This is a genomic window from Pseudenemella bisphenolivorans (assembly GCF_051133435.1).
Taxonomy (GTDB): Bacteria; Actinomycetota; Actinomycetes; order Propionibacteriales; family Propionibacteriaceae; genus JAAYAO01.
Genome location: NZ_JBPGNY010000002.1, coordinates 394,112 through 420,084 on the forward strand (window position 1 = coordinate 394,112; position 25,973 = coordinate 420,084).

Consider the following 25,973-nt stretch of genomic DNA (forward strand, 5'->3'; position numbering starts at 1 on the left):
ACCCGATCGTGGGTCCGGCGCTTTTGCGTTGTTTGGGTGGATCAGCGGGAGACGATCACCGAGGAGCCGTGGCCGAAGAGGCCCTGGTTGGCGGTGATACCGACCTTCGCACCCTCGACCTGACGGTCTTCGGCCTGACCGCGCAACTGCCAGACCAACTCGCAGACCTGGGCCAGCGCCTGGGCCGGGACGGCCTCACCGAAGCAGGCCAGACCGCCGGACGGGTTGACCGGGATCCGGCCACCGATGCTGGTTTCACCGGCGCGCAACAACTGCTCGGCCTCACCCTTACCGCACAGCCCGAGGTCTTCCATCCAGTCCAACTCCAGGGCGGTGGACAGGTCGTACACCTCGGCCACCGACACGTCAGAGGGCTCGATACCGGCCTCTTCATAGGCGGCGTGCCCGATCGACTCCTTGAAGGTGCGCTCCCCCGCCGGCACGGCCGCGGCCGAATCGGTGGAGAACAGCGGCATGTCGATCACGGTGTTCGGGAAGGTCGGGGTGACCGTCGAGATCGCGTCGATCCGCACCGGGTCGGCCAGGCCGTGCTTCTTGGCGTATTCGGCCGAGGTGAGCACGATCGCGGCCCCACCGTCGGAGGTGGCGCAGATGTCGAGCAGGTGCAACGGGTCGGAGACCACCGCCGAGTCGAGCACGTCCTGGACGCTGACTTCCTTGCGGTAGCGGGCATTGGGGTTGTTCAGCCCGTGCTTGGCGTTCTTCACCTTGACCCGGGCGAAATCCTCCTGGGTGGCGCCGTAGAGGTCCATCCGGCGGCGGGCGTAGAGGGCGAAGTAGCCGGGGTTGGTCATGCCCATCAGCCGGAACCTCAACCAGTCGGGATCGTCCCAGCGTTCCCCGGCATTGGGGGCCAGGAAGCCCTTCGGGGTGGTGTCGGCGCCGACCACCAGGGCGACCTCGGACTGGCCGGCCAGGATCTTCGTCCGGGCCACGTCGAGGGCCTGGGCGCCGGTGGCGCAGGCGGCATAGGAGGTGGCCACCCGGGCACCGTTCCAGCCCAGGGCGGAGGCGAAGGTGGAGCCGGCGACGTAACCGGCGTAACCACCGCGCACGGTTTCGCCGCCGACGATCAGGTCGACGTCGTCCCAGGCGATACCGGCGTCGGACAGCGCCGCGCGGGCGGCGTGCACGCCGTACTGGACGAAGGGCTTGCCCCACTTGCCCCAGGGATGCATGCCGACACCGGCAATGGTGACCTTCTCGCTCATCGTGCCGCCTCCTCGCAGGGCTTCCAGCGCCAGATCGTGCGGTCGCCGGTCTCGTCGGTGTTCAGCACCTCGACGACCAGTTCGACCGGGGAACCGACCTTCACGTCGTCGACCGAGTAACCCTCGGCGAGCTGGCCGAGCACCACGATGCCCTCGGGCAGTTCGACCGCGGCGAGCGCGAAGGGCTCATAGGGATCGGTCTGGGCGATGTAGGGAGCCGGCGGCTGGTACTGGAAGTCGGTGTAGCTCCACACGGTGCCGGTGCGCGAGAAGGTGTACTCCTCGAACTCCTCGCCGGAGCAGCTCGGGTTCTTGCAGAAGATGTCCTGCCGGGGAAAGTAGACGGTGCCACAGGCAACACACTTCGTACCCAGCAAGGCCGGCTCATCACCGGTGGTGAACCAGTCGATGATGGGAGTCGCGCTCACGGCCCCTCCTCTCAGGTCGATGTCGGGGACCCTGGCGAACCACTCGCCAAGACCGCCTGCCACCTTAGCCAGCGGGCTCCTGCGGGCCCCGGCTCGATTCCGCTGGCAGGGATGCGCCCCACCGCCGAGATCGTGTGACTTCTTGATCGACAGGCGAACAAAATGTCACACGATCCTCAACCGCGACGGGAGAGGTACCAGTCGAAGGCCTTGTACAGCACCCGGTTCAGCGGCAGGTCCCATTCGCCGAGCAGTTCGACCGCCTGGCCGCCGGTGCCGACCTTGAACTGGATCAGCCCGATCTCGGGGTCGTCGGCGCCGATGCCGTCGGTGATGCCGCGCAGGTCGTAGACCGTGGCCCCGGCCTCCATCGCATCCCGGATCATCCGCCACTGGATGGCGTTCGAGCCGCGCACCTCGCGCTTGTGGGTCGGCGATGCGCCGTAGGAGTACCAGGCGTGTTCCCCGACCCGCACCCAGGTGGTGGCGGCGACCAGGTCGCCCTCGTGATGGGCCAGGTAGAGCCGCAGTCGGTCGGGATCCTCGGCCGCCATCGCGTCCCACATCACCCGGAAGTACTCCACCGGCCGGGGGGTGAAGCGGTCGCGTTCGGCGGTCTCCAGGTAGAGGGTGTGGAAGGCATCGAGGTCGTCGCGGGTGCCGAGGGTGACCTCGACCCCTTCCTTGTCGGCGCGCTTGATGTTGCGCCGCCAGAGCTGGTTCATGCCCTTGAGGGTGGCCGCCTCGTCCTTGCCGTCCAGCGGCAGTTGGAAGACGTACTGCGGTTGTCCGGCGGCGAACCCGTCCCCGGCCTTCGGGGGCAGCCAGCCGAGCCGGGCCAGCTTCGCGCCGAGCCGCACTGCTTCGGGGACGAACTCATCGGGTTGCAGATCGCGCAGCCGGGTGGCCTTCGGGTCGGCGATGCCGGCTTTAATGGTTTCGGGATACCAGCGCCGCACCACCACCGGCGGGCCGATCCGGAGCGCGAAGGCACCCTTGCGGTGCACGTGATCACGGAAGGGTTCGAGGAACTCGGCGATGGTCTCGGCCGACCATTCGTCCAGTACCGGGCCCTCGGGCACGTAGGCCAGGTAGCGCTTGATCTTCGGCAACTGGCGGTACAGCACCAGGGCGACGCCGCGCAGCCGGGTGCCGTCGAAGAAGCCGAGCGACTCGCTGCGCCACTCGCTCTTGACCTTCGCCCAGGCCGGGGTCTGCAGGAAGCTCGCCGATGCCTGGCTGTTGATGAAGGCCAGATGTTCGCTGCTGGATATGGGGCGCACCGAGATCGTCACGGCTTCGACCATACAACGATCCGACCCCGTCGAGCCGCCGCCGGGGGCGGTACACCCGCTGCGAAGACGCGCAATCCGTGATCGGTAGCCGGGACCGAAACCTAGCGTTGGGATCAACGAGAAGAAGACAAGGACAAGGAGCACAACAATGGGACTCTTCGACAAGTTCAAGCAGGCCAAGCAAGCGATGACCGCCTCGAACATGAAGGCCGGGTGGTCGGCCGGAATGTCCTCGGCGGCCGCCCAGATGGCCAACCCGATGGCCGCGGCCGGCAATGTGTCCAAGCTGCAGGCCTACGGTGAGGAACTGAAGCGCATCCAGTCGGTGGGCCTGCGCGGCACCGGCGTGGTGCGCAGCCTCACCCCGGTGCCGGGTGCCGAGAAGCTCGATCCGGGCCTCGACTGGATGGTGGTGCAGACCGAGATCGCGCTGCCCGGTCGTCCGCCCTACCTGGCCGAGAACAACCAACTGGTGGCCTCGGTGACCGCCCACCTGTACGCCCCCGGCACCCAGCACAACGTGGCGGTCGATCCGGCCGACCCGAACAAGTACGCCTTCACCGAGTGAAGGACGCCTCCGGGCGACATCCGGATCAGCGCCGGGAAGGGCTTCGTGCCTTTCCCGGCGTTTTCGGCTTTCGGTGTTTCCGGGTGGCCGGGGTTCAGCCGAGCAGGTGCGTCGCCACCGCCGCCCAGACCAGGGGTGAGTCGGCTTCGGCGCCGTCGGCGAGCCAGGCCTCGGCCCGTTCGAGTTGCCACGCCCCCAGCGCGGCCAACGGGTCATCGGAGTCGTGGGCGGCATCGACGGCCAGGATCAGTCGGCGCAGGGGTTGGCCGGCCAGGGCCGCATCGGTGGGCAGGGTCCAGATCGAGGACGTCACCAGCCGGGCACCGCGCAGCACCGCGGCCAGGGTGAGGCCGAGGGGTTCGGGGTAGCGCAGGTCGGTGCCCGACCCGCAGCCGAGCAGGGCCACCCGGGACGGGAAGCGCCAGCCCGGTTCGCGCAGGATGTCGGCGGCGGTCAGCGGGGCATGGCGGCCGGTCGGGTCCACACAGTTCAGGTGCATCGACGAGGATTCGCCGGTGGCCAGCTCCACCCCGGCCGCGCTGACGTGTCCGACATAGAGGAAACGGGCGGCATCGGCCAGCGCGCTGCGCAGCCAGGTGCGGTCGAGATCGCGACGACGCACCAGCTCGGGGTACTGGGCGACCTGCGGGTTCAGGCGGGGGCCGTGCCGGCTGATCAGCGCGGCCAAGGGGTCGGTGAGGTCGGGTCGGCCGAGTACCGAACCGAGGGCGGAGTCGGCGGCATATCCGGGCACTCGGGGATCGACCACCGCGACCACCTGCTCACCGGTGGCGGGCGGTTCGGCGTCGGCCGCGACGTCGCGGGGTACGCCCAGGCAGACGTCGGCGATCGCGGCCAGCCAACTGCGTCGGGAACCGTCGGCGTTGAGCCGCACCCGCAGCAGCGGCCACGGCACTTGGGCCAGCGCCGGGGAGGGCTGGATCCGCAACCGGGGTGTGGTGCCGTCGCGTTGGGCCCGGTCGAGCAGCGCCAGGACGACCTCACCGGGCAGCAGCCCGTCGGCGAGTTGATCGAGCAGGTGGGTGGTGGCCCCGGGTGATCCGAAGGGTCCGTTCCCGGCCCGCTCGAGGGCCTCGGCGATGGACTCCTGCGGTGCCGCATCGGGCAGGGTGGCCGACATCGTCTGCGGCACGGCGGTGAGCACATTGGGGTGCAGTCGGGCCGCCTCGGGAGTGGGCCGGTCGGTCCACTGCCAGGTCACCCAGCAGTTCTCGGCCTCGGCATAGGTCAGCGCCATGGTCGCGGTCACGGGCGTCAGTATGGCGTGTTCGGGTGGCCGGTGGGAGCGGTGTCATGGAGATGCCGACGTGGTACCGACCTCCGATGGATGAAAACGCACCCCGATCGCCCGGATGCGGCCTGTTTTCGCCCTATGACCGGTTCTGGGGTGCGTTTTGGGCATCCGCACGTCGACACCGGATTGCAGCATCGGTTGGTGATCACATCGCCACGGCCAACAACGCAACGACACCGCCGCGAGCTTGTCGCGGCGGTGTCGTTGTGTTGCGGGTCAGCTGCAGTCGACCTTCACCTCGAAGGGCTTGGTCTCCATGCTGCTGGGGTTGTTCACGTCGGTGACCATGCCCTCGCCGGTGACCTCGTAGGTGTTGCCGTCCTTGGTGGCCGAGGCCTTGCCCACCCCGGATCCCTCGGCATAGGCCAGGGCGTTGCCTTCCTTGTCGAGTAGACCCACTGCCTTGACCGTCGGTTCGTCACCGCTGGTGAGCTGTACCGCGAAGGCCTGGTCGGGGTCGTTGGGGGATGCGATCGCGATGTTCATCATGCCGCCGGCGTCCTGGCAGACCACCTCGGCACCGTCGATCGAGATGGCTTGTCCGTCGACCTTGACGCTCCAGGCGGCGCCCTCATCGGTCGCGGTTTCCTCGGTGGGCTCGTTCTGCTCGGTATTGTCGGACTGCTCGGTGTTGTCGGTGACTTCGTCCTGCGCCGCGGTCGGGGCCGGGGCGTCGTCGGCGGCCATCCCGCCGCCGCTGCACGCAGTCAAACCGAAGCCGAGCAGGCCGGCGGTGACGAGCGAGGTCAGCTTGGTGATCGTGGTGCGGTTCATGTCTTCTCCTTGGTAATCACTGCACCGGTCGGTGCGATGACTCGAAGGTAGGAAGCGGCCCCGGGCTACCGATCACAGATTTCGCAGATGCAACCGGTACTCGTTCCTGCGTGGCCTACTACGTGGCGCAGGAACGAGTACCGGTTGCATGTACGAGGGAGGGGGACGTCTGGCGGAGCGAGGTCGAGGGCGAGGGCGGTTGCGTGGAGCAGAGCGAACGTGTGATCGGTAGCCTCGCGCGGTTGGGAACGTGGAGCCATGAACGGATTCACTCCCGGGGCGATTCCCCCCGACCTGCCGATCACCCCGTCCCTGACCGGATTGCTGTGGAGATCGCAGCACCAGCGCCTCTCCCCCAGCCCGACCGGCTGGGCGCTCACCGGCCTCACGCTGATGCTCTTCGCCCTCTTCACCTTCACCCTGGTGCCGATTCTGGACATCTTCCGGCAGATGCTCACCCAGCCGTTCGAGGACTGGGAGGTCGAGCACTTCCGCGCCGGGACGATGATCGCCATGAGCGTGTTCGTGACTCTCGGGTCCATGGCCGGCACCGCTGCCATGCGCCTGGGCGGGACGATCCGCACCGGCCTCCTGCTCAGCAACGGAGCCGGCTGGACGGGCGCCGGTATCGGGGTCGCCGCCGGCTGGTCGGCGTGGACCGCTCCGGAGTGGTTCGACCCGGCCTGGGGCTGGTTGGAGCTGATCGCCTACTGGTTGCCGGTGTGGTTGCCGACGCTTCTGCTGTTGGCCGGGGTGAGCATGCTGATCGGCGCGTTGGCCTCGATCTCCGCGGCCAAGGCCCGCGCGGCGAAGCGCGAGCAGCTTCGTCGAGCCGGTCACCAGGCGGTGGGCCGGATCGTGGAGGTGACCTACACCCACGTCAAGATCATGGACGATCCGCAGTTTCGGGTGACCGTGGCCTTCAACACCCCGCAAGGCCCACAGCAAGCCACCCGCAATCTGGTGGTGCCGGAGATGTCGGTACCGGTGCGGGGAACCCCGGTCACGGTGCTGTACGACCCGCAGCGCCCCGGTGAGGCCGAGTTCGACCACAGCACCTTCTGGCAGCCCGACACCGGCTGGCCCACCCACCCGGCCACCCTCTGAACCGGGACCTCACCACCACCCCGGCGAACCCGCCGGGGCTCAGTGCTGTTGCAGTGTGGTTCGCCGGCGCTCAGTAGTCGTCGTCGGCCTCGGCCGCGTACGAGATCGCATCGGTCACCGTGCGCCGGTGGCGAGCGAACTCCCGGACCCGGGCCCGCAGCTCCGGGTCCTCGGCCACCTCGGCGCCGACCACCACCCGCAAGCCCGTCCAGTCGGCCGACCAGGCCTCGGCCGCGGTGATCGGCAACTCGATCCGCGCCGTCCCAAGTTCGTCCAGGGCCCCGGCAACAAGTTCGGCGGGCGGCAACTGCACCAGCACCGGCAGCCCGGCCACCAGGGACGCGCCGCCGCCGAGCATCCGCACCGACACGTGCACGACCACCTCGGGTCGGGCGTCCACCGACCAGAGCACCGGGTGTTCGGTGGCATCGAGCACCCCGGACGGCACCCCCTGCCAGGCCACCGGCGCCGCACCGGAGGCGATCACCTGCTCGGGACGGGGCGTCTGCTGCCCGGAGGCGGCCAGGGCGTAATCGGCGCGCGTGGTCACCGGGGCGGTGACGAGTTCGGGGAGCACCTCGTCGTCGACGATGCCTTCGACCTCGGCCAGCACCTCGGCCAGTTCCCGATCCACCTCGTCGCGGGCCAACCCGGCAATCCCGTCCTGCGGGCTGGTCGGCCACCAGGTGCGCAACCACAGTCCGTGCGCGGCCTTGCGCAGGGCGGTCAGCACCTCGGGCTGCCAGTCGATGTCGACCTGGCCGGCGTCCTGCCCCGAGGTGGCGAGCAGCAACCCGACCTGGCCGGGTTCGCCGATCAACTGCCACAGCCAGTCGGCCTCGTCCGGATCGGTCACGGTGATCACCGGGGGCTGATCGGCCGGGGCATCCAGCGGCCAGGTGAGGATCGCGCCGCGGGCCTCGAGGACCTGCAGCCATGGCGCGGGCAGATCGAGTTCGGCGCCGAGCGTCCACAGGCCCTGCTGTCGTTGCCACATCATCCGGCCACCTTCTCCAGCACATCGCGAATCTGTTGGCGGTGATCGAGCATCACCGAGCGGGTGATGCCGGTGAGCAGTTCGCGGGCCTCGTCGCTGACCGGGGTTTCGGTGACATCACGGCCGTGCAGGCGCACCCACAACCGGTTCAGCCAGGGACGCCAGAAGTCGGTCAGTTCTTCGACCACCCGCTCCTGCCGGGGGTGGATCGGCACACCGGCGGCCAGTTCGCGGCGCAGGTGCATCACATAGGCCTCCTTGCGCAACCGGGCCTGCAGGTCGGCCACCAGTCGCGGACGGGTGATCGGCTCGACCACGTGGGCACTCAAGGGATCCAGTCCGGCCGAGGCCACCACCCCGACCAGGAAGAGCGCCTGCCCGTCCTCGGCGAACAACCCGAACGGTGCCACGCTGCGTTCGGCCTCATCGGCCACGATCTCGTCGGCGCTGATCGCCGCGTCCAGCTCCCGGTGCCGGCGCAACGCGCTGCGGGTGCGCTGCTCGAAGGAGCGATCCAGCGGCAACTCCCCCTGGCCCCGGTAAGCGGGCGGTTGCAGCGGGTCGTGCACAGACAACCGCAGCCCCGGACGGGGCAGTCCGGCGCGATTCACCAGGGCATCGACCAGCCCCGGCGCGACCCGCATCGCCATCGCGAAGCGGTATCCCTGATCGGCTTCGAGCAGGTCGGCCAGCCGGTCGGAATCCATATCGTCCAAGGCGACACCGATCATCTCGGCCAGCATGGCGAGCTCATCGTCGTCGGGGGCGGGCTGATCGGCGCGCCAACCTTCCGTCCAGATCTCGCAGACCCGTTGGCGGGTCTCGTCCTCGCCCACGAAGGCGGCCAGATCGTCCGGCCCGGGCAGGGCCCGGTAGTGAATCTCGGCGATGGTGTCGGCGCAGTGGGCCTCGGCATCCGGCCCCGGCGGGCCGGTGGTCACCGCGAGTTCGAAGGCCCGCGGAAAGTAAAGCTCCTGGGGATTGCCCTCGGTGATCCGCATCCGGCGGCGGTGTTCGCGCAGCAACACGAACCAGCGTTCGGCGTTCTCGATGTGGGTCTGTGAATCGGCCATCAGGCCGCGCAGTTCATCGACATCGGCGGGGCCGAGCAGGGCCTGGGCGAGGTTGCGGTGAGCCCGGGGGCGGATCACCAGCGGGTCGAGCAGGCACTTGGTGGTGCGCGCCAGGGGGCGTCCGGCCTTGTTGGTGAAGGCCGGGGCGTCGATGGCCAGATCGGACCACAGGTCGACGATTACCGCGCTGCGGGGACGCAGATCGACAGACACCGGCATCTCCTCGGGGGTGGATCTGTTGGCATTCTATGCGGCTCGATGTCACAGTTTGGGCGTGTCACAGCTGAATCGTCAGGCCCGGCGGGTGCGCACGATGGTCGAGGAGATGGCCGCCCTGATCAACGCCGGCGATCCGCGCTGGCGAAAAGTGCTGGCCAAGGCCCAACAACAGGCCGCCGAGATCACCGACCCGTACTCCGCCGATGACGCGACCAGTCGGCTGGCCCTGGTCGCCCACCACGAGCGGCTGCTGGCCGGCGACTTCGACGGCGCCCGCGCCTGGTTGCACCGGGCTCTGGCCGCGATCGGACGGCAACGGGGTCGCAGCGACGAGCAGCAACGTCTGGACGATCACGAGTGGACGGTGCACCTCAACCTGTGCCAGCTCGAACAGCTCACCGGCGACTGGGAGGCCGCCCACGCCAGTGCCCGCACGGCAGTGGAGTTGGCCCCAGCCACCGTCAATCCCGACAAGTCGCACCGGCATTCGCTGGTCACCCTGGCCGCCCTCGACCTGGCCCGGCAGCGCTTTCCCGAGGCGATCGCCGGCTATCAGCAGGCGGTCGAGTTGTTCCGGGCCGCCGAACCGTCGGAGTTGGGCGTGGTGTTGTTGGGGCTGGCCCAGGCCCAGATGCAATCCGGCGCGCTCGCTGCCGCCGAGGGCAATCTCGATCGGGCCGAACCCCTGTTGGCCGGCAACCCGGAGGGGCTGGCGGGGCTGCAACAGGCTCGCGCCTTCATCGCGATGGTTTCACGCTCCCCCGGGGCGGCCGAGGAGATGCGTGCCTTCGCCGCCCAGGTGGGTGAGGGCACCGAGTTCAATCCGATCCACCGGCAGCAGGCCCGGCAGGCCGACGCCCATGCCGAACATGTCGACGGTGACCCGGTGGAGGCGAAACAGCGATTCGACCGGGTCGTGGCCCGGGCCCGCGCCGAGGGTGACCCGGTCGGGTTGGCCGATGCGCTGATCCGGTCGTCGGCGGCCACCCAGGATCTGGCTCTGGTCACCACTGATCCGGAAACCGCGACCGGGCTGCACCGGGCCGCCCTGGCGCAGGCCACCGAGGCGCGCGAGATCATCGCCGCGCGGGAGCGTCCGTTGAAGTTGGCCTCGATCGACGTGGCGCTGGCCGACTACGTGGGCCAGTGGCATCAGGTGGTGGACGGGATCAGCCTGCCGGTGCTGCGGGCGGCACTGACCCGGGCGGACGCGGCCGCGGCCGAGTTGCGGGCCGCCGCCCTGCGGGGCGATACCGCCGCTGCCCGGCGTGATTTCGCCGCCCTGCATGCCGGGCACGGTTTCGAGGTGGCCTGCGATCTGGCCTTCCGGCTCGGCGACAAGGAAACCCTGGCCCGGTTGATCAACGATCGTGCGGCCGGTTATGACTGGCGGGCCGCCCGGGTGACCGGCGAGCAACACGACACCGGACGCGAGCCGAGTACCGTGTGACACGTGACTGGACTCGTGCTGAACGTCGATGCCACCCCGTGGCGCCACCATCTGCGGCAGGTCGCCGACACCACGTCCGGGCTGGTGCCCGTTGCCAAGGGCAATGGTTACGGTTTCGGGTTGGCCCGGCTGGCCGCCGAAGCCGAACAACTGGGCTCGACCACCCTCGCGGTGGGCACCGCCCGCGAGGTCGAACAGGTGCGGACGGCTTTCAGCGGCGACATCGTGGTGCTGCAACCCTGGCGTCCCGGTGATCCGGTGGCCGAGGCGTTGCTGGCCGACCCGCGGGTGATCACCACCGTCTCGCGCGCCGAGGATCTGGCCGCGCTCGCCGAACGCGATGCCGGCCCGGTGCTGGTCGAGGTGCGCACCTCGATGACCCGGCACGGGCTGTCGGCCGAAGAGGTGGAGGCGATCGCGCCGCTGTTGGATCGGGTCGATTTCCGGGGCTGGACGATTCACCTGCCGCTGCTGGAGACCGGACGTTATGCCGAGGCCCTGGCCCATACCCGCCGGGTGCGGCAGGTGCGTCCGGCACCGTTGTGGTTCTCGCACCTGCCCTGGGCCGAGGCGGGTGCGATCGCCAAGGAGGTCGGCGCCGAGGAGTCGGAGCTGCGCCTGCGGGTGGGCACCCAACTGTGGCTCGGCGCCCCCGAAACCCTGCACCCGTTGGCCACCGTGATCGATGTGCACAAGGTGCCCAAGGGCGAGCGGATCGGCTACCGGCAGCGCAAGGCCCCCGGCAACGGCTGGGTGGTGGTGCTCGCGGGAGGCACCGCCCACGGGTTGGCGATGGAGGCCCCCTCGTCGGTGAGCACCCTGCGGCAACGGGCGATCACCGCCACCACCGGGGCCCTGGCCACCTTGGGCCGGGCGATGTCGCCGTACACCATCGACGGCGCGAAGCGCTGGTTCGTCGAGCCCCCGCACATGCAGTCGTCCCTGGTTTTTCTGCCCGCCGACGCCACCCCGCCCCGGGTGGGTGATCAGGTGCCGGTCGAGCTGCGGCTGACCACCGTCACCGTCGACGAGGTTGTCTTAGGCTGAGACGGGTGGCGGCAGGCCGATCACCTACGCTGACGGCATGATCTTCATCGTCGTCAAATACCAGGTCAAGCCCGAGCGCGCGGACGAGTTCATCGACGCCACCCGCGCCTTCACCGAGGCGACCCGCGCCGAGCCGGGCAACCTCTTCTTCGAGTGGTCGCGCAGCGTCGAGGACCCGAACGAGTTCGTCCTCGTCGAGGCCTTCAAGGACGGGGCCGGCGAGGCCCACGTCAACGCGCCGCACTTCCAGCAGGGGCTGGACGCGATGCGTCCGTTCCTGGTCGCCACGCCCAAGATCATCTCGCGCTCGGTCGACGGTGAGGGCTGGGACGAGATGGGCGAGCTCAAGGTCGACTGAACGGCCTCGGTCGCGGCGGCTGACTCAGGCTCAGTCGCGCAGGTGCCGGCGCATCGCCTCGGTGTCGGCCGGGGTCCAGCCGATGGCCGACAGTGCCGGCTCGACCCCGCCGTGGGCATCTTCCAGGAAACCGAGGAAGGCGTCCATCGATTCGGGGTGGGTCATGTGCGATGACACCGGTTCATGGTGCAGGTGGGCGTAGGTCTCGGTGGAGCGCAGCCGGGCCACGATCTGCTCCATCCGCTCGCGGCTGGCGGCGTAGTCGTCCACGACGGCCTGCCGGTCGGCCCCGGCCAACATCAGCGCCATCGCGACGGTGATGCCGGTGCGGTCCTTACCCGCGGCACAGTGCACCAGGGCGGCACCGTCGGCATGGGCGATCGCACGCAGCGCGCCGAGTACCGATTCGGGACGCTTGTGCAGGAAGCCGACGTAGGAGGCGGCGAAGTGGTCGTCGATCTTGCTGCGCAACTCGTCCACATCATGGGTCGGCATGGCCCGGTCGATGATGTCGTCGGCGGTGTCGGAGTCCTCCTCGACCAGGAACGAGTAGTGGTGGAAGTTCACCCGGCCGTCATGGGCGTGCAGCGGCCCCGGGCCCTCGCTGGTCACCTCGAAGGTCGACCGCAGATCAACCACATCGGTCAGCCCGATCTGCAGCAGGCGTTCGATATCGGCCGACGAGAGATCCTGCAGGTTGTCCGAGCGCAGCAACCGTCCGGAGCGGATCTGCCCACCGTCGACGGTCGGGGTGCCCCCGACATCGCGCAGGTTCACCAAGCCGTCCAGTTCAATCCAGTTCACAGTCACGCAGCCACCTTACGCAGCCCGGTATAGCTCGGGCGGACAGCACGTGAACGGGGCGCGAACGCCCTAGGCTGGAGGTCGATGAGACCCACCGCGAGCGTGTTGCACCTCGATCTGGACGCCTTCTTCGCCTCCGTCGAGCAACGTGACAAGCCGTCCCTGCGGGGCAAACCGGTGATCGTCGGCGGGCTCGGGATGCGCGGGGTGGTGTCGACCGCGTCCTATGAGGCCCGTCCGTTCGGGGTGCACTCGGCGATGCCGATGGCCGAGGCCCGGCGCCGCTGCCCGCACGCGGCCTTTCTGGCCGGACGGTTCGGTGCCTACCGGGCGACCTCGAAGCTGGTGATGGCGGAGTTGTTGGCCCTGTCGCCGTTGGTCGAACCGCTGTCGATCGACGAGGCCTTCTGTGATCTGGCCGCCGGTGATCAGCGGGCTCTGGACGATGACTCGCTGGTGGAGGTGGCCGCGGCGTTGAAGGAGCGGGTGTACCGGGTGACCGGTGGGGTGCGGTGTTCGATCGGTTTGGGCTCGTCGAAGTTCATCGCCAAGCTGGCCACCGAGTTGGGCAAACCCGATGGGTTGCGGTTGATCTCCCCCGGTACCGAGGTGGCCACGATCGCGCCGTTGCCGGTGAAGGTGATCCCCGGGGTGGGTCCGGTGACCGCCGAACGATTGCGCCGGTTGAGTATCGACACGGTCGCCGATCTGGTACGGATTCCGCAACACGAGTTGGAACGCGAGATCGGCCATGCCGCCGCCACCTCGCTGCAGGCGTTGGCCGAGGGACGCGACGAGCGTCCGGTCAACCCGGAGCGCGAGGCCAAGTCGATCTCGGTGGAGGACACCTTCGAGACCGATATCGCCGACCGGCGCGAACTGCTCGGCTACCTGCAGCGTTGCGCCCGGTTGGTCACCGAGCGGCTGCAGAAGTCGGGGATGTTCGCCCGCACGATCACGGTGAAACTGCGGCTCGGCGATTTCACCACCAACACCCGCTCGCGCACTCTGGAGGGGGCCACCGACCGGCTCGACGTGATCACCTCGGTGGCCGAAACGATTCTCGCGGCTCTGGATGTGTCCTACGGGGTGCGGCTGCTCGGGGTGGGGGTTTCGGGTTTCACCGAGGTCGCCCAGGAGCAGTTGTTCGACCTCGAACCCACCGCGGCCACCGGCCCGGATGCGGTGACCGTCACTCCGGTCGGCACCCGCCGTCCACCGTCGTGGATCCCGGGTGCCGATGTCACCCATGACGAGTACGGCCCGGGCTGGGTCTGGGGATCGGGCCTCGGTCGGGTCACCGTCCGCTTCGAAACCGCCGAAACCGGGCCGGGCCCGGTACGCACCTTCGAGCTCGGCGATCCGGCCCTGCGGTTGACCCCGGTCACGCCGTGACCGCCGGACAAAGTTATGGGCGGCGACGCGCGACGCCTAGAGCCATAATTAACTTCGCCGATTAATTATGATCCGTGGCAGAATGGGTGCGTGAGCATAAGTTTTGGTGATGATGCCGTCCGTGCGGAGGTCGCGGATCTGCTGGCACGAATGGAAGCCGGGCAAGCAGTCGATAGGAACCACGAGCGGAAACATGTCGACCTCAAAGAGGAGGCCAATCGGAGAGACCGCTCCGGCAACATCATCCCTGGCAATACCCATAACGAGTCAGCTGCCAAGCAGTTGGCTCGCGAAGCAGCTTGCATGTCGAATACTCCTGGTGGGGGCGCCCTGATCGTTGGTATTGCGGACGACGGAACACTGGTCGGCACCAACCTCGACGGGGAATGGCTTCGACATCGCATCTACGAGCTGACGCGACGTCTACTAACAGTTGATCTGTCGGAAGCAACAATTCGCGGCACCCGTCTACTAGTGATCATCTCGCCTAACGCTGTCGAGCCCGTCCGGTTCAACGATCGCATCTACTGGCGCGTCCACGACACCTGCGTTGAAGTGGATGCCGCCACGTGGCACGCCCGTCGAATGCAAGCACTCAACTACGACTGGTCCGCGGAGGAATCATCGACTCCGGCGTCTGCTGCCCGCCCACAGGCTTTGGCAATCGCCAGAGGATTTCTGGATTCCAGCGGAGAGACCCTCGCTGAGGAACTGGCCAAGGTGTCCGACGCCCAGCTTCTGAGGCGTCTGAACGTCGTCACGCATGACGGCATGCTGACCAATGCCGGCGTGCTGGCCTTCGTCGGACGGTCAGTTCCGTGTCTGGACTACATCCACCGTGACTACGCCGGGGGCGACAGCACAGCTCGCGTTCGACGGTCGAATCGTTCACTCCTTGAGGAGTTGGCGGAAGTGTTCGCCACACTGGAAGTGTACAACGCAACCAGACATGTGCAGGCCGGACTAGTGGTTCGGCAGGTTCACGATATCCCCGTACTGGCGGCTCGAGAAGCCGTCGTCAATGGTGTGGCTCACCGTGAATGGGGACTCGCCCAACCCACGGTGATCGAGCACATCGGCCGAACTCTAAGAGTGTTGAGCCCGGGTGGCTTCTTCGGCGGCGTGAACGAATCGAACATCATCACTCACCCATCTCAGTCGCGCAACGCCGCGCTCACACAGCTTTTGGCAGACCTCCGAGTCGCTGAACGTGAGGGCATCGGGGTGGACCGCATGGTGCGGGAGATGGTCCGGATAGGACATAAACCACCGACGATCAGGGAGATCCCCGGCCCATTTGTCCGGGCATCCCTAGTAGGCGATGCATTGGACGAGCCGTGGATCGGATGGCTCGGAACTATCGAGCCCGCCGAAGAGGCGGCGGACGTTTCTTCCCTGCTCCTCCTTCGACATCTTTTGACCAAAGGATGGATTGACGAGCATCAGGCCGTCCCGCTCATCCAGCTACCGGTCGAGGAAGCGCGGGAGGCCATACGCAAACTGTCACGGGCCAAGATGGGGAACCGTTCACTGCTGACCGCAATCGATGGGACGCCGGTTGGTGCGCCACCAGCCTGGCGACTTGAAGCCAACGCGCTCAAGACCTTGCACGCTCTCGATCGGGCAGCAGGTCACGACCGTCCACTGCCTACGCGTCCGGAGATCGCAGTGTCCTATGCGAAAGTCCGAGGTCGAATCAGCAGCACAGAACTTGGTTCACTGGTGAACGCAAGCGCCACCAACGTCGGCAGTATTCTCAAAGCTCTTGCCGAAGACGGTGTACTCACGCCCTCATCTCCAGCAGGCAGAGGTCGTGGCTTCTACTATCGATGGGCCGCCTCGCTTGATCAGTAGCGACTGCACGAGCCACCAATGCGCATTGCCCTCGTCCCACCTCGCAATGACGCTTGCGCGAATCCAGACGCGTTCAGTCGCGCGGTGGGCGGACGTAGATCTGTTTGCGTACCCGGGCGATCAGGGTGCCGTCGGCGGTGACGATGTCATTGGTGAACCAGTGCAGGGCCTTGCCGGCCTGTTCGATCTGGCGATGGATCTCGGCCAGATCCTCGTCGGTGACCTCGAAGATGGTTTGCACCGAGGCGCGTCCGGGTTTGACGTAGTCGATCTCGCCGGCCTTGTCCCACACCGTCCAGCCGCGGGGCATGTTGTGACGCACCATCATCATCCAGAACGGATCGGTCATCGAGTACAGCGATCCGCCGTAGAGGGTGCCGACGTAATTCGCGGTGACCCGGTGCCGCAGCAGCCGCACCCGCACCCGCCGCCAGTCCGGCGAAATCTCCTGAATCCGGATCGAGGACGCCAGGAACGGCGGCCAGAAGTTCATCGCCCAGCGGGTGAGCGTGGTGGATCCGATGATCTGCTGCAGATCGGCGTAGGTGCGGGGCAAACGGGCCATGGGGGACGACGGTACCGGACGAACCGTGTCCCACGAGAGCGCTCAGGCTCCCTTGGGCCGCACCATCGCCAGCATCATCTCACCGAGCAACGGGGTGACCGCATCGGCCTCGCCACCGCTGATGATCGTCTCCAGCGCGCTTTGTTCGTAGACGCCGTGCAGCAGCCGCATCCCGACGGACGGATCCAGGGCCCACTCCCAGCCGAACACTTCGAGCGCCTCGGTGATGATCTCGGCGATGGCATTGTGACTCCGCTCGACCAGTTCGAGGTAGGCATCGCGCATCTCGGGCACACGCGAGGCGTGCAGGCGTAACTCCAGGCCGGCCTGGATGCCCTCGAGGTTGGCGTCCTGGGTGCGCAGAAAGAGCCGGATGCCCTCGTCGATCAGGGCATCCATGTCGGTGACGTCCGACAGCCGCGGCAGCACTCCCTCGACCGCCTCACGGGCCCCGGCCACCACGGAATCGCCGACGCGAACCATGTAGGCCAGGGTCAGGTCGTTCTTCGATTCGAAGTTGGAGTAGAAAGCCCCGCGGGTGAATCCGGCCCGTTCACAGATCTCCTCCACCGAGGCGGCCTGCACCCCCTTCTCGGCGAACACGCTGCGCGCAGCCTCGAGCAGGCGCTCTCGGGTGCGTTCGCGGCGAGCGGTGAGTTGGGTCATCAGCGTCACATTCTCATTGATTACCGAACACCCTAGCGCATCGGATACAGTTCTGTATTGAATACACCTCTGTATCGAACTTGGGAGCTCGTGCATGTCCTCCTTCCTCTACCGCCTGGGGCGCCAGTGCTGGCAACACCGGGTGCGGGTGCTGGTCATCTGGCTGGTGGCGCTGGTCATCAGCGGCGCCTTGGCGGGCCTGATCGGCAAGAAGTTCGAGGACAGCTTCACCCTGCCCGGCACCCAATCCCAGGCCGCCCTCGACCAGCTCGGGCTGACCTTCCCCGAGATCGCCGGCGCCTCGGCCACGATGATCATCGTCGCCCCCGATGGCAGCACGGTGGACGATCCCGCGGTCAAGCAGGTGATCGACCGCGCGGTCGAACGCTTCAACCACACCGACCGGGTGGTGATGGCCCAATCCCCCTACAGCGACATGATCGACGGGCTGGTCTCGAAGGATCGCCGGGCCGCGATCGTCCAGTTGCAGCTCGAAGGGGAGATGACCGAGTACAGCGAGGACGACAAGGCCGAGTTCAGCACGATGGCCGATCGCGTCGCGGGTGAACTGCCCGGCTCGCAGGTGTCGATGGGCGGGGAGTTGTACAACGCCGACGTCCCCACCGTCACCCCGGTCGAACTGATCGGGGTCGGGGTCGCGATGATCGTGCTGCTGCTCACCCTGGGGTCGATCCGGGCCGCGTCGATGCCGCTGATCACCGCGATCGTCGGCGTCGGGGTGACCATGTTGCTGATCGTCACCGCAACCGGACTGACCACGATCAACTCCACCACCCCGATGCTGGCGCTGATGCTCGGCCTGGCGGTCGGCATCGACTACGCCCTGTTCATCCTGTCGCGCCATCGCGAACTGATGCGCGGCGGTCTGGCAGCCGAGGAATCGATGTCACGCTCGGTGGCCACCTCGGGATCGGCGGTGGTTTTCGCCGGGCTGACCGTGGTGATCGCCCTGATCGGCCTGGCCGTGGCGCGGATTCCCTTCCTCACCGTGATGGGCCTCGCCGCCGCGATCGGGGTGGCAATCGCGGTGTTGATCGCGCTCACCCTGTTGCCGGCGCTGGCCGGGTTCGCCGGCGAGAAGATGCGGCCCAAGCCCAGGAAGCGCAGGCGGGCCGCATCGGACGAGCCCGAGGACAAGGACGAGGACGAGGAGACACACGCGGCCGCCCCCAACGGTGACGGCACCCGGGGCGGCGGGCCGTCCGGCTGGTGGGTGCGGGTGATCACCAAGGTGCCGACCGTGACGGTGCTGATCGTGGTGATCGGCCTGGGTGCGCTGGCGATCCCGGCCAAGGATCTGCGATTGGCGCTGCCGAATGCCGGTTCGAACCCCGAGGACAGTCCGTCGCGGGTGGCCTACGACCTGATCACCGACAACTTCGGCGAGGGTTTCAACGGCCCGCTGCTGGTCACCGCCGAGATCATCGGATCCAATGATCCGCTGGGAGTGATGGACGGGCTGAAGCGCGACATCGAGGCGATGCCCGGGGTCGAGATGGTGCCGCTGGCCACCCCGAACCGCACCGCCGACACCGGCATCGTCCAGGTCGTGCCCAGTACCGGCCCGGACGACCCGGCCACCCAGGATCTCGTCCAGGCCCTGCGCGATCGGGCCGACGAATGGCGCGAACGCTATGGGGTCGACACCGCCGTCACCGGTTACACCGCGGTCGCGATCGACGTCTCCGACCGGCTCGGTGCCGCCCTGTTGCCCTTCGGCATCTTCGTGGTCGGCCTGTCGCTGGTGCTGTTGACGATGGTCTTCCGCTCGATCGCGGTGCCGATCAAGGCCACCCTCGGTTACCTGCTGAGCGTGCTCGCGGCCTTCGGCGCCACCGCCCTGGTGTTCGAACACGGTTTCGGCGCGGCGCTGATCAACCTGACCGACCTCGGCCCGATCATCAGTTTCCTGCCGATCGTGTTGATGGGCATCCTGTTCGGCCTGGCGATGGATTACGAGGTCTTCCTGGTCTCGCGCATGCGCGAGGACTACGTGCATTCCGGCGACGCCAGGGCCGCGGTGCGCACCGGGTTCATCGGATCGGCCACGGTGGTGGTGGCGGCCGCGTTGATCATGTTCGCGGTGTTCGCCTTCTTCGTACCCGAAAGCCCGCGCGGCACCCTGAAGCCGATCGCCTTCGCCCTGGCGATGGGGGTGGCCCTGGACGCCTTCGTGGTGCGGATGACCCTGGTGCCGGCGGTGATGGCGATGCTCGGCGAGAAGGCCTGGTGGTTGCCGAAGTGGCTCGATCGGCGGTTGCCGTCCTTCGATGTGGAGGGTGAATCACTGCACCACGAGCTCGAGATGGCCGATTGGCCCTCGGCCGACGACCCGCATCTGGTCTACGCCGAGGGGCTGGAACTGCGCGAGGGCGAGATGCGGCTGTTCGACCCGGTCAACGTGCGGCTGCTGCCCGGTGAGGTGCTGGTGATCGAGGGCGACCCGGCCCCGCGCAATGCCCTGCTGCTCGCCCTGTCCGGACGGATCCGGCCCACCGGCGGGCAGGCCAAGGTCGCCGGTCACCTGTTGCCCGAACAGGCCTCCCGGGTACGCGCCCACAGCGACGTGGTGACCGCGGAGGATCCGCATCTGGTGCGCGACCTGCAGCGGGCGAAACTACCGCTGCTGGTGGTCGAGGGCGCCGATGCACTGCACCGTCACGCCGACCGCGAAGCCCTCGCCGCCGCCCTGGCCCGAGCCCACGACCAGGGCCGGGCGGTACTGCTGGGAGTCGCCGATACCGAACTGGTCACCGACCTGTTGCCGCACGGCTACTACTCCCTGGCGTTGACCACCCCCGAACTTCTTTCCACCCGATGAGGTTGCTGATGCTCGAACGTGCTCACCTGAATCGTCCGGTCGGCTGGCTGGGCCTGATCGGCCTGGTGCTGGTGCCGGTGATCATCGCCGCCAGTTTCACCTGGGCCATCTGGAAATCCGATACCCGCCTGGACCGCATCGATGCCGCCATCGTCAACCTCGACGAGCCGGTGAAGATCGACGGCCAGATCGTGCCGATGGGCCGCCAATTGGCCGCCGGTCTGGTCACCGGCGATGAGCAGAATCCCGATCTGAACATCAACTGGGTGCTGTCCGACCCCGAGGACGCCGCCGCCGGCATGGCTTCGGGACGCTACGCCGCGGTGGTCACCATTCCAAAAGATTTCTCGGCCGCAGCGACCTCCTTCGGGGGCAAACCGCAGGATGCCGAGAAGGCCGTGCTGCAGATCCAGACCTCCGAGATCGGGGGCGTGACCGATCCACAGGTCGCCAAGGTGATCATCGAAACCGCCGCCCGCATGATGAGCACCAGCCTGACCGAGACCTACCTGGACAACATCTATCTGGGCTTCAACCAGATGGGCGAACAGTTCGGCGAGCTCGCCGACGGCACGCAGCAACTGGCCGAAGGGGCCAACGAACTCTCCGGTGGCGTGCGGGAGGCCGCCACGGGAACCGCCGAGTTGGCGGCCGGGATGGGCCAACTGAGTGCCGGTGGGCAGGAGCTGTCCGAGGGTGCTCGAAAGCTCGATGCCGGTGCCGAGGAGTTGGCCTCCGGGTTGGGTCGGATGCGGGACGAGACCCGCGAGCTGCCCGGTCAGGCCCGGAAACTGGCCGACGGTGCCGGGGAACTGTCCTCGGGTGCCGACCGGCTGGCGACCGGGGCCGACCAGCTCTCGTCCGGGGCCAAGGAACTCAGCACCGGGGTGCAGCAGTACGGCCAGGGTGTCGAACAGTTCGCCGCCGGCACCCGGCAGTACACCGCCGGGGTGCGCGAGTACGCCACCGGGGTGAAGCAACTCACCGATGGGGCCGAGCCGTTGATCGGGCCGCTGAATCAGCTCGCCGACGCCCTGGAGGGCACCCAGATGCCGTCCGCAGACGAGATCGAGGCCGCTCTGGCCGGGCTGGCCGACCTACCCGACGGATTGCGGCAGATCGGTGGTGGGTTCAACGAGTTGACCACCCAACTCAAAACTTTGGCCGAGCAGGGCACCCCGGCTCCGGACGTGCCGTGCCCGCCCGAACTCGAAGGGGTGCCCGGGGCCTGTGAAGCCTTCCGGCAGGGCTTCGCCGCCGGTTGGCAGAACGGCACCCAACAGATCGGCCAAACCATCTGGCAGGGCTACAGCACTCCCGATCCGAACACCGGGCTGAGCCTGGCCGATGCCGGCCCGACCCTGGTGAACGCCGCCGCGGAGGTGGAGGCCGGGCTCGCCGGCCTCGATTCGGTGGTCGAGTTGGTGAAGTCGATGCAGGCCATGGGCACTACCGGCCTCACCCCCTCGGAGGGAATCCGACAGTTCACCAACGGTCTGACCCAGCTCGGGATCGCCTCCGACAAGATCATCGCCGGCGGGGACGAACTCTCCCGGGGCGCGGCCGAGTTGGCCGGCGGGGCGCAGCAGCTCAGCTCGGGGGCGTCCCAGTACGCCGGCGGGGTCGAACAGTACGCCGGTGGCGTGCAGCAACTGGCCGGTGGCGCCGAGCAGCTCGCGGCAGGTGCCGAACAACTCCCGGGTGGTCTGCAGCAACTGGTCGACGGCATCGCGCAAACCGCCGCCGGGGCGTCCCAACTGTCGACCGGTACCGGTGAGTTGGCCTGGGGTATTCAACAGTTCAGCGCCGGCGTCACCGCCGCGGCCGGGGGTGCCGATGAACTGGCCTCCGGAATGGGGCAACTCGCCGCCGGTGCGGCGAAACTGGCCGAGGGCACCACCGAGCTGGCCGAGGGTGTCGCCGAGGGACGCGACAAATTGCCGCACTACAGCGATGCCGACCGGGCCAACCTGAAGGGGGTGGTGGCCATGCCGGTCACCACCGACCTGGCCGCCGACGGTGAACTGCTGCCGCTGGTGTCGGCCACCTCGTTGCTGATGGTGATGGCCCTGTGGCTGGGTGCCCTGGCGACCTACCTGCTGGTGCAGGCGGTGTCGGTGCGCACCCTGACCTCGAGCAAACCGTCCTGGCAGTTGGCCTGGCGGTCGATCTGGCCGGGGGTGGCGATCGCCGCCGTCCAGGCCGTGGCGTTGACCGCGGTCGGCCAGGTGGTGGTCGGATTGTCCTTCGCCCGGGCGATGGGAGTGCTCGGCATTCTGCTGCTGGCCGGTGCCATGTTCGTGGTGCTGAACCACGCCCTGGTGGCCTGGCTGGGTGGTTTCGGACGGGTGGTCTCGGTGACCCTGGTGGTGCTGTCGGTGTCGGGGGCGATCACCACCGCCCTACCGGGCTTCTTTCTCGGGGTGCGGCCGCTGTTGCCGTTGACCCCGGCGCTGGATGCGGTGCAGGCGATGATGGTCGGTGGATCGGGCATCGGCGGCAACCTGACGATGCTTCTGGGGTGGTTGATCGTGGCGGCCTCGGCCAGTGTGCTGGCGGTGGTGCGGTCGCGGACGGTCAGCGCCTCGCAGTTGATGCTCCGGTATTCCTGAGGTTGTTTGGCGGCCGTGTGGCGACCCGGTCAGGGCTGGTACGGGCCGCCGACCGCCGTCCGGGCCTTCATCACATCGCGGGGTCGGTCGATACCGAGCCAGGCGGTGAGATTACCGGCCGGGTCCACCCACGACACCGCGGACAGCAGATCGTCGATGAACTCGGGGACGGCCCGGTCGTCGGGGCCGTGCGCACCGACGTACTGGAGTTTGTGCCCGAACTGATCGGACCAGAAGTAGGGCACTGGGTCGTACCCGGCAGAGATGTCACCCAGCAGGGTCGCCGCGGCCACCGCACCCCCGGAGGAGGCATCGTCCCAGTGCTGTCCGACCAAGTGGGCGCCGGCCCGCGGTGACCAGCGTTCGGTGACATCGCCGACCGCCACCACATCGGGCGCGGACGTGCGCAGGTGCTCGTCCACGATCACCCCGCGATTCAGCTCCAGGCCGGAGTCGGCGAGCCAGCCGATATTGGGCCGCACCCCCACCCCGGTGACCACCACATCGGCCTCGATCTCGATCCCGTCGGCCAGCAGAACCCGGCCCTCGTCGACCCGGGACACCGGGCAGCCGGTGTAGACCTGCACGGCTTCCCACCAGTGCTTGAGGTGCCGGGCCACCTGCGGGCCGAGTACCGCAGCCAGCGGCATATCGGTGGCTTCGATGCAGATCACCTCGCAGCCGCGGGCGAGTGCGCTGGTGGCGACTTCGGCCCCGATCCAACTGCCACCGATCAACACCACCCGCACGCCGGGCGCCAGTTTCTCGCGCAGCGCCAGGGCGTCGTCGGCGGTGCGCAGCAGGTGTTGGTGTCCGTCCCCCGGCATTCGGATCGGGGTGGCTCCGGTGGCGATCAGCAGGCGGTCGTAGTCGACCCGTCCGGGGCCGTCGGAGCCCTCGACCCGCACCTGTTTCGCGGCCGGGTCCAGGACCATGGCCCGGGTGCCGAGGCGCAGGTCGATCGCCAGTTTGTCGGTGTCGAAGGGCAGGGTGGTGCTGTCGCGTGTGCCGAGCAATACGTCTTTCGACAGGGGCGGCCGGTCATAGGGTGCGACGGCCTCCTCGGCGAGCATGGTCAGGTCGCCGTCGTATCCCTTGCGTCGCAGGGACGATGCGGTGCGCACCGCCGAGAGGCCGCCGCCGGCTATCACGATTCCACCCATGGGGAGCCTCCGCGGGGTCTCGATGACGATGTGAGGTAATGGCCTCAAGGTACCTGCACGACCGGGATGGAGAAGTCATGAAGGTGATCGCGGATCTGAACATGTGCCAGGGGCACGGCCTGTGCTCGATGGCTGCGCCGGATGTTTACGACCACGACGAGGACGGCCTGGTGGTGGTCAAGCTGGACGTCATTCCGCCCGAGTTGGCCGACGCCGCCGCCGACGGGGTCGAGGGCTGCCCCGAAATGGCCCTGAGCATCGTCGAGGAGTGACCCGACCCGGCTTCAGCCGGCGGTGTCGATGCCGAGTCGGTCGAGGATCAACCCGGCCAGGGCCGCGGTGCGGGGTGCCAGTTCGGCGATGATGACGTGTTCGTGGTCGGCGTGTGAGCCGTCGCCGACACCGCCGAGGCCGTCCAGGGTGGGTACCCCGATGGCGGCGGTGTAGTTGCCGTCCGACCCGCCGCCGACCCGGATCGGCGGGGGCACCGGCAGGCCGAGGTTCTCGTTGACCCGGGCATAGGCCCGGTACAGATCTTGGGCCCGCTCCTGTTCCAGGGGTGGTCGGTTGATGCCGCCGGAGACCACCACCTGGGCCTGCGGCGCCAGGGCGGTGAGGGACTTCATCGCCTCGTCGACCCGGCGCTGTTCGGTCAGCGTCCAGGCCCGCACATCCACATCGACCCAGGCTTCGGCGGGCACCGTGTTCACCGTGGTACCGCCCTGCAACCGGGTGGGGGTGACCGTGGTGCCCTCGACCGGGTCGGCCAGTTGGGTGAGCCGGTGAATCTGATGGGCCAGTTCGACCCCGGCGTTGATGCCCTTCTCCGGTTCCAGGCCGGCGTGCGCGGCACGTCCCCGAACCTGCAGTTGATAACGGGAAACGCCCTTGCGGCCGACCTTGATCGCACCGCCGTCACCGGAGGGTTCCAGCACCAGGGCGGCAATCGCGTTGGTGGCTTCGGCCTGGATGAAAGTGGCCGAGGTGAGCGACCCGACCTCTTCGTCTCCGGTGACCAGCAGGCTCACCCCGTTCAGGGCCTCGTCACCGTGGAGTTCGCGGATCAGCGCCAGGGCGTGAATGCCCATCACCAGGCCGCTGAGCATGTCGAAACAACCCGGGCCGCGCAGGATGCCGTCGCGGATGCTGAACGGCAGGCGTTCCAGGGTGCCGATCGGCCAGACCGTGTCCTGGTGGGTAACGATCACCACCTTGGGGTCACCCTCGCCGAACCGCAGCCGCAAATGGGTGACCCCCTGCAGGACCACGATCTCGGGTTCGGCCCCCAGCCGGCGGTGCAGCAGCGCGGCGATTGCGGCCGCACCGTCGGCAACCGCCTCGAGGTCCTCCGACGGGGTTTCCCGGGTGATCACCCGTTCCAGGTCGCGGAGCATCTGGGGCAATCGGGCAGAACTCGCCTGCAGCAGGGGTTGTTCGTACGCCGTCATATCCACCTTTCGCTCGCCGCACCAGCCTAGTCCCCCTCCTTGCAGGCGGGACCTTGGATACAAACGCACCCCGGAGCCGGTCATCCGGTGCTTTCGCGTCACATACCCGGCTGTGGGGTGCGTTTGTGGTCAGGGGGCTCGGTCACTCCCGAGCACCGAGGCGGGCAATCGGGTGTCGAAGCCGTCGATGGTGCGGGCATTCTTCTCGCGCTGGTACTTCGCGATGCCCTCGGCGCCCTTCTTGTCGGCCCAGGAGGCCATCAGGTCGCGCTGACCGACGTAGTCGTACAGCGGCACCCCGAAACCACAGGAGGTCTGGCACTCCCCCACCGTGACGTCGTAGACCTGCCGGGATCCCTCCAAGGGTGGGAACAGGGCGACCATCTCGTCGAAGTCGGGGTCGCCGGGTTGGATGATGCGGGCGGTGCCGTACAGCCGCAGGATCCACGGCTTGCCCTCGAAGCTGCAGAACATGATCGTCATCCGGGGGTTCTGCACCAGATGCCCCGCAGTCTCATTGCCCGACCCGGTGCCGTTCAGCCAGGCCACCCGATTCGGCCCGAGCACCCGGAAGGTGTCCAGACCCTTCGGTGAAACGTTCACCCGACCGTCGGCGGCCGCAGTGCCCACGAAGAACATCTGCTGGCTCTCGATGAACTCCACCAACTGAGGTTCGATGCTGTCGTAGAACTTGCCCATGCTTCATGCTCGCACGCGCATCCGGTGGGTCACCGGGTTTTCGGGCCTGCGGGGAGCTGCAA

At 68.0% G+C, this 25,973-nt stretch carries 23 protein-coding genes; 10 read left to right on the plus strand and 13 right to left on the minus strand.

Annotated features, from left to right (window positions below):
• Positions 1–41: 41 nt before the first annotated feature.
• The 3 genes from ACR4XW_RS06690 to ACR4XW_RS06700 form a co-directional block, all read right to left on the minus strand.
• A complete protein-coding gene (locus ACR4XW_RS06690) occupies positions 42–1,232 on the minus strand; it encodes a lipid-transfer protein (RefSeq protein ID WP_434759758.1) in 1,191 nt (396 codons plus the stop codon).
• On the minus strand, positions 1,229–1,660 hold the full coding sequence (locus tag ACR4XW_RS06695) for a Zn-ribbon domain-containing OB-fold protein (RefSeq protein ID WP_434759759.1): 432 nt from the start codon (positions 1,658–1,660) through the stop codon (positions 1,229–1,231). Before ACR4XW_RS06695 ends, ACR4XW_RS06690 begins: the two co-directional genes overlap by 4 nt.
• A gap of 176 nt (positions 1,661–1,836) precedes the next feature.
• A complete protein-coding gene (locus tag ACR4XW_RS06700) occupies positions 1,837–2,955 on the minus strand; it encodes a lipid II:glycine glycyltransferase FemX (RefSeq protein ID WP_434759760.1) in 1,119 nt (372 codons plus the stop codon).
• Positions 2,956–3,103: 148 nt separating this feature from the next.
• On the opposite strand from ACR4XW_RS06700, the gene ACR4XW_RS06705 reads away from it, so the two are divergent.
• A complete protein-coding gene (locus ACR4XW_RS06705) occupies positions 3,104–3,523 on the plus strand; it encodes a hypothetical protein (RefSeq protein WP_434759761.1) in 420 nt (139 codons plus the stop codon).
• 94 nt (positions 3,524–3,617) lie between these two features.
• Here ACR4XW_RS06705 and ACR4XW_RS06710 read toward each other — a convergent pair whose 3' ends face one another.
• Both ACR4XW_RS06710 and ACR4XW_RS06715 read right to left on the minus strand, forming a co-directional pair.
• Positions 3,618–4,793 carry a CHAT domain-containing protein gene (locus tag ACR4XW_RS06710; RefSeq protein ID WP_434759762.1) on the minus strand — a complete coding sequence of 392 codons (1,176 nt, stop codon included), beginning with the start codon at positions 4,791–4,793 and terminating at the stop codon, positions 3,618–3,620.
• Positions 4,794–5,054: 261 nt separating this feature from the next.
• A complete protein-coding gene (locus ACR4XW_RS06715) occupies positions 5,055–5,612 on the minus strand; it encodes a lipoprotein LpqH (protein WP_434759763.1) in 558 nt (185 codons plus the stop codon).
• Between the two features lie 258 nt (positions 5,613–5,870).
• On the opposite strand from ACR4XW_RS06715, the gene ACR4XW_RS06720 reads away from it, so the two are divergent.
• Positions 5,871–6,719, plus strand: a complete 849-nt coding sequence (locus tag ACR4XW_RS06720; protein ID WP_434759764.1) for a DUF3592 domain-containing protein — start codon at positions 5,871–5,873, stop codon at positions 6,717–6,719.
• 70 nt (positions 6,720–6,789) lie between these two features.
• On the opposite strand, the gene ACR4XW_RS06725 is transcribed toward ACR4XW_RS06720, so the two are convergent.
• Both ACR4XW_RS06725 and ACR4XW_RS06730 read right to left on the minus strand, forming a co-directional pair.
• Positions 6,790–7,719 carry a hypothetical protein gene (locus ACR4XW_RS06725; protein ID WP_434759765.1) on the minus strand — a complete coding sequence of 310 codons (930 nt, stop codon included), beginning with the start codon at positions 7,717–7,719 and terminating at the stop codon, positions 6,790–6,792.
• Positions 7,716–9,002, minus strand: coding sequence for a hypothetical protein (locus tag ACR4XW_RS06730; protein ID WP_434759766.1), 1,287 nt, complete (start codon positions 9,000–9,002; stop codon positions 7,716–7,718). Before ACR4XW_RS06730 ends, ACR4XW_RS06725 begins: the two co-directional genes overlap by 4 nt.
• A gap of 61 nt (positions 9,003–9,063) precedes the next feature.
• Between ACR4XW_RS06730 and ACR4XW_RS06735 the strand changes: the two genes are divergently transcribed.
• Genes ACR4XW_RS06735 through ACR4XW_RS06745 form a run of 3 tightly spaced genes read left to right on the plus strand, consistent with a single transcriptional unit; the run spans position 9,064 to position 11,863 of the window.
• Entirely contained in the window at positions 9,064–10,458 is a 1,395-nt protein-coding gene (locus tag ACR4XW_RS06735; protein WP_434759767.1) for a hypothetical protein, read from the plus strand.
• Between the two features lie 3 nt (positions 10,459–10,461).
• On the plus strand, positions 10,462–11,505 hold the full coding sequence (locus ACR4XW_RS06740) for an alanine racemase (RefSeq protein ID WP_434759768.1): 1,044 nt from the start codon (positions 10,462–10,464) through the stop codon (positions 11,503–11,505).
• A gap of 37 nt (positions 11,506–11,542) precedes the next feature.
• On the plus strand, positions 11,543–11,863 hold the full coding sequence (locus ACR4XW_RS06745) for a putative quinol monooxygenase (protein ID WP_434759769.1): 321 nt from the start codon (positions 11,543–11,545) through the stop codon (positions 11,861–11,863).
• A gap of 30 nt (positions 11,864–11,893) precedes the next feature.
• Here ACR4XW_RS06745 and ACR4XW_RS06750 read toward each other — a convergent pair whose 3' ends face one another.
• Positions 11,894–12,673, minus strand: coding sequence for a tyrosine-protein phosphatase (locus ACR4XW_RS06750; protein ID WP_434759770.1), 780 nt, complete (start codon positions 12,671–12,673; stop codon positions 11,894–11,896).
• A 78-nt stretch (positions 12,674–12,751) separates the two neighbouring features.
• On the opposite strand from ACR4XW_RS06750, the gene ACR4XW_RS06755 reads away from it, so the two are divergent.
• A complete protein-coding gene (locus ACR4XW_RS06755; RefSeq protein WP_434759771.1) occupies positions 12,752–14,062 on the plus strand; it encodes a DNA polymerase IV in 1,311 nt (436 codons plus the stop codon).
• Between the two features lie 90 nt (positions 14,063–14,152).
• A complete protein-coding gene (locus ACR4XW_RS06760) occupies positions 14,153–15,916 on the plus strand; it encodes an RNA/DNA-binding domain-containing protein (protein WP_434759772.1) in 1,764 nt (587 codons plus the stop codon).
• Between the two features lie 73 nt (positions 15,917–15,989).
• Here the strand turns inward: ACR4XW_RS06760 and ACR4XW_RS06765 are convergent, their stop codons facing one another.
• A complete protein-coding gene (locus tag ACR4XW_RS06765; protein ID WP_434759773.1) occupies positions 15,990–16,481 on the minus strand; it encodes a DUF4442 domain-containing protein in 492 nt (163 codons plus the stop codon).
• Between the two features lie 42 nt (positions 16,482–16,523).
• Positions 16,524–17,147 carry a TetR/AcrR family transcriptional regulator gene (locus ACR4XW_RS06770; protein WP_434759774.1) on the minus strand — a complete coding sequence of 208 codons (624 nt, stop codon included), beginning with the start codon at positions 17,145–17,147 and terminating at the stop codon, positions 16,524–16,526.
• Positions 17,148–17,241: 94 nt separating this feature from the next.
• Between ACR4XW_RS06770 and ACR4XW_RS06775 the strand changes: the two genes are divergently transcribed.
• Together ACR4XW_RS06775 and ACR4XW_RS06780 are read left to right on the plus strand one after the other, a co-directional pair.
• Positions 17,242–19,989: an MMPL family transporter gene (locus ACR4XW_RS06775; protein WP_434759775.1), complete on the plus strand. Its 2,748-nt coding sequence runs from the start codon at positions 17,242–17,244 to the stop codon at positions 19,987–19,989.
• Positions 19,990–19,997: 8 nt separating this feature from the next.
• Complete coding sequence (locus ACR4XW_RS06780) at positions 19,998–22,601, plus strand: YhgE/Pip domain-containing protein (protein ID WP_434759776.1); 2,604 nt, start codon at positions 19,998–20,000, stop codon at positions 22,599–22,601.
• A gap of 29 nt (positions 22,602–22,630) precedes the next feature.
• On the opposite strand, the gene ACR4XW_RS06785 is transcribed toward ACR4XW_RS06780, so the two are convergent.
• Positions 22,631–23,764: an NAD(P)/FAD-dependent oxidoreductase gene (locus ACR4XW_RS06785; RefSeq protein ID WP_434759777.1), complete on the minus strand. Its 1,134-nt coding sequence runs from the start codon at positions 23,762–23,764 to the stop codon at positions 22,631–22,633.
• 77 nt (positions 23,765–23,841) lie between these two features.
• Here ACR4XW_RS06785 and ACR4XW_RS06790 point away from each other — a divergent pair, with 77 nt between their 5' ends.
• A complete protein-coding gene (locus ACR4XW_RS06790) occupies positions 23,842–24,036 on the plus strand; it encodes a ferredoxin (protein ID WP_434759778.1) in 195 nt (64 codons plus the stop codon).
• 12 nt (positions 24,037–24,048) lie between these two features.
• On the opposite strand, the gene ACR4XW_RS06795 is transcribed toward ACR4XW_RS06790, so the two are convergent.
• Together ACR4XW_RS06795 and ACR4XW_RS06800 are read right to left on the minus strand one after the other, a co-directional pair.
• Positions 24,049–25,212: a M20/M25/M40 family metallo-hydrolase gene (locus ACR4XW_RS06795; RefSeq protein WP_434759779.1), complete on the minus strand. Its 1,164-nt coding sequence runs from the start codon at positions 25,210–25,212 to the stop codon at positions 24,049–24,051.
• A 129-nt stretch (positions 25,213–25,341) separates the two neighbouring features.
• Positions 25,342–25,911, minus strand: a complete 570-nt coding sequence (locus ACR4XW_RS06800) for a pyridoxamine 5'-phosphate oxidase family protein (protein WP_434759780.1) — start codon at positions 25,909–25,911, stop codon at positions 25,342–25,344.
• Between the last annotated feature and the right edge of the window lie 62 nt (positions 25,912–25,973).

What these genes read in the sequence shown, in the direction of transcription:
- ACR4XW_RS06780 (WP_434759776.1), top strand. Translation starts at nt 19,998, where the DNA reads ATGCTCGAACGTGCTCACCTGAATCGTCCGGTCGGCTGGCTGGGCCTG.
- ACR4XW_RS06705 (WP_434759761.1), top strand. Translation starts at nt 3,104, where the DNA reads ATGGGACTCTTCGACAAGTTCAAGCAGGCCAAGCAAGCGATGACCGCC.
- ACR4XW_RS06765 (WP_434759773.1), bottom strand. Translation starts at nt 16,481, where the DNA reads ATGGCCCGTTTGCCCCGCACCTACGCCGATCTGCAGCAGATCATCGGA.
- ACR4XW_RS06770 (WP_434759774.1), bottom strand. Translation starts at nt 17,147, where the DNA reads ATGACCCAACTCACCGCTCGCCGCGAACGCACCCGAGAGCGCCTGCTC.
- ACR4XW_RS06795 (WP_434759779.1), bottom strand. Translation starts at nt 25,212, where the DNA reads ATGACGGCGTACGAACAACCCCTGCTGCAGGCGAGTTCTGCCCGATTG.
- ACR4XW_RS06775 (WP_434759775.1), top strand. Translation starts at nt 17,242, where the DNA reads ATGTCCTCCTTCCTCTACCGCCTGGGGCGCCAGTGCTGGCAACACCGG.
- ACR4XW_RS06690 (WP_434759758.1), bottom strand. Translation starts at nt 1,232, where the DNA reads ATGAGCGAGAAGGTCACCATTGCCGGTGTCGGCATGCATCCCTGGGGC.
- ACR4XW_RS06800 (WP_434759780.1), bottom strand. Translation starts at nt 25,911, where the DNA reads ATGGGCAAGTTCTACGACAGCATCGAACCTCAGTTGGTGGAGTTCATC.
- ACR4XW_RS06720 (WP_434759764.1), top strand. Translation starts at nt 5,871, where the DNA reads ATGAACGGATTCACTCCCGGGGCGATTCCCCCCGACCTGCCGATCACC.
- ACR4XW_RS06725 (WP_434759765.1), bottom strand. Translation starts at nt 7,719, where the DNA reads ATGATGTGGCAACGACAGCAGGGCCTGTGGACGCTCGGCGCCGAACTC.
- ACR4XW_RS06790 (WP_434759778.1), top strand. Translation starts at nt 23,842, where the DNA reads ATGAAGGTGATCGCGGATCTGAACATGTGCCAGGGGCACGGCCTGTGC.
- ACR4XW_RS06785 (WP_434759777.1), bottom strand. Translation starts at nt 23,764, where the DNA reads ATGGGTGGAATCGTGATAGCCGGCGGCGGCCTCTCGGCGGTGCGCACC.
- ACR4XW_RS06715 (WP_434759763.1), bottom strand. Translation starts at nt 5,612, where the DNA reads ATGAACCGCACCACGATCACCAAGCTGACCTCGCTCGTCACCGCCGGC.
- ACR4XW_RS06755 (WP_434759771.1), top strand. Translation starts at nt 12,752, where the DNA reads ATGAGACCCACCGCGAGCGTGTTGCACCTCGATCTGGACGCCTTCTTC.
- ACR4XW_RS06745 (WP_434759769.1), top strand. Translation starts at nt 11,543, where the DNA reads ATGATCTTCATCGTCGTCAAATACCAGGTCAAGCCCGAGCGCGCGGAC.